This is a genomic window from Acinetobacter sp. 226-1 (assembly GCF_030329325.1).
GTDB lineage: Bacteria > Pseudomonadota > Gammaproteobacteria > Pseudomonadales > Moraxellaceae > Acinetobacter > Acinetobacter sichuanensis.
Genome location: NZ_JACANU010000029.1, coordinates 1 through 6,569 on the forward strand (window position 1 = coordinate 1; position 6,569 = coordinate 6,569).

Sequence of the window (6,569 nt, forward strand, 5' to 3'; positions counted from 1 at the left end):
TTGAATGGGTTCATGTGCAGCTCCATCAGCAAAAGGGGATGATAAGTTTATCACCACCGACTATTTGCAACAGTGCCAAAAAAATTATATGTCATAATTAGATGTCCTTTTTTAGGAGGGCTTAGTTTTTTGTACCCAGTTTAAGAATACCTTTATCATGTGATTCTAAAGTATCCAGAGAATATCTGTATGCTTTGTATACCTATGGTTATGCATAAAAATCCCAGTGATAAAAGTATTTATCACTGGGATTTTTATGCCCTTTTGGGTTTTTGAATGGAGGAAAATCACATGAAAATTATTAATATTGGAGTTTTAGCTCATGTTGATGCAGGAAAAACTACCTTAACAGAAAGCTTATTATATAACAGTGGAGCGATTACAGAATTAGGAAGCGTGGACAAAGGTACAACGAGGACGGATAATACGCTTTTAGAACGTCAGAGAGGAATTACAATTCAGACAGGAATAACCTCTTTTCAGTGGGAAAATACGAAGGTGAACATCATAGACACGCCAGGACATATGGATTTCTTAGCAGAAGTATATCGTTCATTATCAGTTTTAGATGGGGCAATTCTACTGATTTCTGCAAAAGATGGCGTACAAGCACAAACTCGTATATTATTTCATGCACTTAGGAAAATGGGGATTCCCACAATCTTTTTTATCAATAAGATTGACCAAAATGGAATTGATTTATCAACGGTTTATCAGGATATTAAAGAGAAACTTTCTGCCGAAATTGTAATCAAACAGAAGGTAGAACTGTATCCTAATATGTGTGTGACGAACTTTACCGAATCTGAACAATGGGATACGGTAATAGAGGGAAACGATGACCTTTTAGAGAAATATATGTCCGGTAAATCATTAGAAGCATTGGAACTCGAACAAGAGGAAAGCATAAGATTTCATAATTGTTCCCTGTTCCCTGTTTATCACGGAAGTGCAAAAAACAATATAGGGATTGATAACCTTATAGAAGTGATTACGAATAAATTTTATTCATCAACACATCGAGGTCCGTCTGAACTTTGCGGAAATGTTTTCAAAATTGAATATACAAAAAAAAGACAACGTCTTGCATATATACGCCTTTATAGTGGAGTACTACATTTACGAGATTCGGTTAGAGTATCAGAAAAAGAAAAAATAAAAGTTACAGAAATGTATACTTCAATAAATGGTGAATTATGTAAGATTGATAGAGCTTATTCTGGAGAAATTGTTATTTTGCAAAATGAGTTTTTGAAGTTAAATAGTGTTCTTGGAGATACAAAACTATTGCCACAGAGAAAAAAGATTGAAAATCCGCACCCTCTACTACAAACAACTGTTGAACCGAGTAAACCTGAACAGAGAGAAATGTTGCTTGATGCCCTTTTGGAAATCTCAGATAGTGATCCGCTTCTACGATATTACGTGGATTCTACGACACATGAAATTATACTTTCTTTCTTAGGGAAAGTACAAATGGAAGTGATTAGTGCACTGTTGCAAGAAAAGTATCATGTGGAGATAGAACTAAAAGAGCCTACAGTCATTTATATGGAGAGACCGTTAAAAAATGCAGAATATACCATTCACATCGAAGTGCCGCCAAATCCTTTCTGGGCTTCCATTGGTTTATCTGTATCACCGCTTCCGTTGGGAAGTGGAATGCAGTATGAGAGCTCGGTTTCTCTTGGATACTTAAATCAATCATTTCAAAATGCAGTTATGGAAGGGATACGCTATGGTTGCGAACAAGGATTATATGGTTGGAATGTGACGGATTGTAAAATCTGTTTTAAGTATGGCTTATACTATAGCCCTGTTAGTACCCCAGCAGATTTTCGGATGCTTGCTCCTATTGTATTGGAACAAGTCTTAAAAAAAGCTGGAACAGAATTGTTAGAGCCATATCTTAGTTTTAAAATTTATGCGCCACAGGAATATCTTTCACGAGCATACAACGATGCTCCTAAATATTGTGCGAACATCGTAGACACTCAATTGAAAAATAATGAGGTCATTCTTAGTGGAGAAATCCCTGCTCGGTGTATTCAAGAATATCGTAGTGATTTAACTTTCTTTACAAATGGACGTAGTGTTTGTTTAACAGAGTTAAAAGGGTACCATGTTACTACCGGTGAACCTGTTTGCCAGCCCCGTCGTCCAAATAGTCGGATAGATAAAGTACGATATATGTTCAATAAAATAACTTAGTGTATTTTATGTTGTTATATAAATATGGTTTCTTGTTAAATAAGATGAAATATTTTGAACCGTCCTGGTTTTATCGGAGACAGGTTTGCTTGAGTCAGGCAGCATAGCCTGACGGAATTAATGAACAATAGTAGATATTTTCCGCATCAACAGGCGATACATATCCATTGGTAGAATGCAATCGTTCATGGTTGTACCAGTGTACCCAATCAAGGGTTGCTAGCGCAACATCATTTACGCCATCCCATTCCTGTTTCAAATAATCAATCACCTCCGCTTTATTATGTGAAAGCAATAAAGTATCATACTGTTTTGTGTGTAAGTGTTTAATTTTATTGATATTAAATTCAAATAATATTTATTAAAGTACCATACTATCTGCAAGGTTAGTCTAAGTACAATTCTATTAAAATAAAAAAAAGTTTCATACTAAGATCTCAATATACTGAAAATAATGAATATATTTCCTTTCTATTGAAACCCGGTATGAAACTTTTTTACTGAGTATTATTGTTTATTACATAGTATTAAACTTTATTACTCAAAAACACCAAGGTTATCCTCCAGCGCTTTCACACGCGCGCTGACGCTCGACTGGCTGATACCAAGTGCCTTGGCCGCATGCCGAAAATTCAGATGCTCGGCGACGGCGATGAACTGAACAAGGGAAATGAGCGGTATCCTGCCAGACAGGATACCGACATTCACGAGGTTTCGATGGTTAGTGCGCCGCATCGGAGCGGGCCTGCTACCAGTCGTCGGTTAGACGACTGGCGACTTCTCGGTGGCAGCCCCACGGAGCCGAAGGAGCACCAGCCCCAACGAAACCAGTACCGCCATCGCCGTGGCGTAACAGATCACGGGCCACGCTGTGTCACCGTTTAAAAGTGCCACCGCCAATGTCCCGACAATGCTGACTATCAGGCTTTGAACGCAGAAGTAGAACGCGACCGCTGATCCCGCGATGTCGTCGAACTCTGCCAAAGCGCCGTTCGCGGTAACGGACACCGTGAAGACAATACCGACCGCGACAACCCACATCGGTAGGATGAAGGTGAGGAATGACGGCGAGCCGTAAAGTTCGCCGATCCCCAACAGGACCGCTCCGCAAACAAGCAACGCCATCCCACGCGCCACGCATCCTGCGATGCCCCATCTGGCGACAAAGGACTTCGCGAAACGGGTTGTCACGATCATTACAAGCGCGACAGTGGCGAAGGCAAAGCTGAATCCGATCTCGGAATATTCCGCTTGGCCTATGAGCACACGGGGAGCCGTCGAGAAGAAGACGAAGTAGGTGCCCATACCGGCGCTAAAGCCGACAGTGTAAACCCAAAAAGCCGGACTCGCGAAGATCGGCAAGACAGATCGGCGCGTCTTGACTTGATCCAGAGGGCGGGTTTCGTGCCACCTGAAACCCGCATTTAGGAGTGCGAGCATCGCCAGTATAGCCAAAGTAATGAATATCGCCTGCCATCCCAAGAACTCGCCGATCAATGCTCCGGCGATAGGGCCGAGCGCAGGCACGAACGCCAGCATCGAACTGAAAAGGCCGTAGATGACGACACCCTCAGGACGGTTGGCATAAACGTCGCGAACCGTCGCGAACGTCGCCACCAGCATGGCCGACGCGCCCACTGCTTGAAGTAGACGGAAAGCGACAAAGGCCGGTGCAGTTGAAGACCAAGCTGCTCCCAGAGACGCAATGACGAAAGCCGTTGCGCCCGCAAGTAGAATTGGCCGTCGCCCGATTCTGTCTGAGAGCGGACCAAAAATCACCTGGCCCACGCCGAGCATCACCATATAGAGGCTCAACGTGAGTTGGATCATAGCGGGCGTCGTGTTCAGGATGCCGGGCATCGCTGGAACGACAGGGAGATAAATATCCATCGCCAGTGAAGCGAGGATGTCGAAAGGAGCCATCAGCAGCAGTGCTGCCGGCAGCGTATAGGCCCACGCGGGGCGTGTGGTGGTCATGACGAATCAACCCTCGATTAAGGAATACCGGGCGACGTCTGCTCGTCAGCAATCAGATGAGACTAGCCTTACAGAGCGCCGCAACAACAATACTGGTTGTTGCGGCTTACTTGTCTGCTGACTTGGAATTTCCCATCTGATTACTCCACGCTTACGAATATGAATTGCTACATTTTATCCGATTATCTTTTGCTTTGTCAACGGCATTCTAAAATTGACCCCTTTTACCTTACAAATGGCAAAGTAAAATTGACCCCTTTGATCTCGTATTAAATTTCAACCTGAGGCTGAATCCCTATTCTTTTTTTATCCTTCAAACGATAACTCTCACCCGATATTTGTACCACATGACAGTGATGCAATAACCGATCTAACATCGCAGCGGTCAACGTGACATCATCCGCAAATGACTTAGACCATTGGCTAAAGGGTAAGTTACTCGTCAATATCGTACTGCCTTTTTCATAACGCTTGGCAATCACGTTAAAGAACAGATTCGCTTCTTCACGTCCAAACGGTAAATAACCAATTTCATCGATAATCAGTAATTTTGGGGCGAGTATCACCCGTTGCATATAGGTTTTCAATTTACCTTGCTGATAGGCTGTACTGAGTTGCAGCATGAGATCGGCGGCGGTAATAAACTTGGTTTTGACATTGTTCATGATGGCCTTATAGCCTAATGCCATGGATAAATGCGTTTTCCCTACACCGCTAGCACCAAGAAACACCACATTTTCTGCTCTAGCAATAAAGCTCAGGTTGAACAACTCGACCACCTGTGATTTGGGAGCACCCAGTGCATAATTAAAATCGTAACCTTCCAGCGTTTTCACTTGAGGCAGGCCTGAGAGTTTCATCAGTACCTGCTGGCTGCGCTGTTGCCTGGCAGCATATTCATGCGTCAAGATCGCTTCAACAAAGTCGGCATAACTTCCATCCTGACCTAATGTTTGTTGTGCATGATGTGACCATTGTGATGCGATGGCAGGCAGATTGAGCTTTTGGCAAAGCTGCTCTATACGGTCGTATTGCAGATTCATCAGGAAACTCCCAGCAACTGGTCATATACAGATAAGGGATGCTGCAAACTCTCGTAGGGCATGACATGCTGTGCTGCTGCAACAGGTACAGTGCTGGAACCTGTATCTGATTGCGGTAATGGCGTAAATTTTTGCTGCTCCTGTTGCAGTCGAACAGCCGGTTTTTCCTGCGTGGTGGCATGAATCCGCTGATTGGCGGTTTCATGCAGCCACCGGCCAATGTGGGCATTGGCGACATCAACATCTAACAGTAAACCCGAAGTCTTCAGGCTTGCTTTCAATGGCACAATAAAGCTTGATTTGAGGTATCCATTAAAGCGTTCAACTTTGCCTTTGGTCTGTGCACGGTAGGGCTTACATACGCGAGGACGAAAGCTGTATTTCTTGGCGCAGTCGAGCAGTTTGGGATTCCATTTATGCTGCCCCTCCTGATAGGCATCCCGTTCAATCATGATCGTTTTAGCGTTATCAAACAGGATTTCCTGAGGTACTCCTGCAAAGAACTGAAATGCATTTTCCAGACCATCGATCCATGCATCGGTACGTTCATGATCATAAAATTTCACGAAAGTCGCTCTGGAATACCCTAATGTTGCGACAAAGGCTTTTAAAGTCGAGTTGTTGCGTCGAATCGTGGTGAAATCTACCTGCATTTGTTGGCCAGGTTGGGTTTCAAAACGAATGATCGGTTCCGGTTTAGCAACTGATTTTAATGTTGCAAGATATTCCCTCAAGATCCTGATCTTTCCTGGATATCCCAACCTTAAAATTTCCTGGTAGAGCACAACAGCAGGAATCCATTCAGGATGAGCTGCGTTTACACGTTTGAGTAAATAGGGTTTATATGGATCAAGAATACTTGTTCTAGGTTGTGTACGCCGATACTGAGGTGTTTCCTTCTGCCGTAAATATTTACGTACGGTATTTCGGGACACCCCCAGTTCACGACTAATGGCTTTAATAGATTTACCTTGTTGATGAAGTATTTGGATTGTCACTGCTTGCTCCAAAGTTAACATGTTGAGCAGTCCAAAATGACCGCTATATTAACCAAGGGGGTCAGTTTTTAAATGCCATTAGGGGGTCATTTTTACACTGCCGCTAACAGCTTCGCAATGCGGCATGGGCGCACTCAGCGTTCCAGCCCCCTCTGCCGCCCTAACTGCCACGACACCGACCCGCCCTGCACGATGCCCATAACCTCGCGGCCGAGTTGGCGGTCGATGATCGGCCGCCACGGGACAAGGGTGAACTCATGGGATTTCAGCCAAAGCATTATCGTATGAATCACCAGTCGTACCGACTGATGCTCGTAAATTTGCTGCTTCTAAACGATTG

At 43.8% G+C, this 6,569-nt stretch carries 7 protein-coding genes and 1 pseudogene; 2 read left to right on the top strand and 6 right to left on the bottom strand.

What is annotated here, in order from left to right; genetic code table 11:
- Positions 1-189: 189 nt before the first annotated feature.
- Together HX124_RS17445 and tet(M) are read left to right on the top strand one after the other, a co-directional pair.
- On the top strand, positions 190-276 hold the full coding sequence (locus HX124_RS17445; RefSeq protein WP_011058339.1) for a tetracycline resistance determinant leader peptide: 87 nt from the start codon (positions 190-192) through the stop codon (positions 274-276).
- Positions 277-291: 15 nt separating this feature from the next.
- Entirely contained in the window at positions 292-2,211 is a 1,920-nt protein-coding gene (gene tet(M) / locus HX124_RS17450; RefSeq protein WP_000691727.1) for a tetracycline resistance ribosomal protection protein Tet(M), read from the top strand.
- 94 nt (positions 2,212-2,305) lie between these two features.
- Here the strand turns inward: tet(M) and HX124_RS17455 are convergent, their stop codons facing one another.
- From HX124_RS17455 to HX124_RS17480, 6 genes and pseudogenes are all read right to left on the bottom strand, one after another.
- Complete coding sequence (locus HX124_RS17455) at positions 2,306-2,506, bottom strand: integrase core domain-containing protein (RefSeq protein WP_171501088.1); 201 nt, start codon at positions 2,504-2,506, stop codon at positions 2,306-2,308.
- Between the two features lie 242 nt (positions 2,507-2,748).
- Positions 2,749-2,919 carry a helix-turn-helix domain-containing protein gene (locus tag HX124_RS17460; protein WP_434800757.1) on the bottom strand — a complete coding sequence of 57 codons (171 nt, stop codon included), beginning with the start codon at positions 2,917-2,919 and terminating at the stop codon, positions 2,749-2,751.
- A 54-nt stretch (positions 2,920-2,973) separates the two neighbouring features.
- Entirely contained in the window at positions 2,974-4,188 is a 1,215-nt protein-coding gene (gene floR / locus HX124_RS17465; protein ID WP_072645794.1) for a chloramphenicol/florfenicol efflux MFS transporter FloR, read from the bottom strand.
- Positions 4,189-4,457: 269 nt separating this feature from the next.
- Positions 4,458-5,231 carry an IS21-like element ISAba8 family helper ATPase IstB gene (istB, locus tag HX124_RS17470; protein WP_159139008.1) on the bottom strand — a complete coding sequence of 258 codons (774 nt, stop codon included), beginning with the start codon at positions 5,229-5,231 and terminating at the stop codon, positions 4,458-4,460.
- Positions 5,231-6,250 carry an IS21 family transposase gene (gene istA / locus HX124_RS17475; protein WP_159139009.1) on the bottom strand — a complete coding sequence of 340 codons (1,020 nt, stop codon included), beginning with the start codon at positions 6,248-6,250 and terminating at the stop codon, positions 5,231-5,233. The genes istB and istA overlap by 1 nt, the downstream gene beginning before the upstream one ends.
- 113 nt (positions 6,251-6,363) lie before the next feature.
- Positions 6,364-6,495: pseudogene (locus HX124_RS17480) on the bottom strand (DUF3363 domain-containing protein); the annotation flags it as partial.
- Positions 6,496-6,569: the final 74 nt, after the last annotated feature.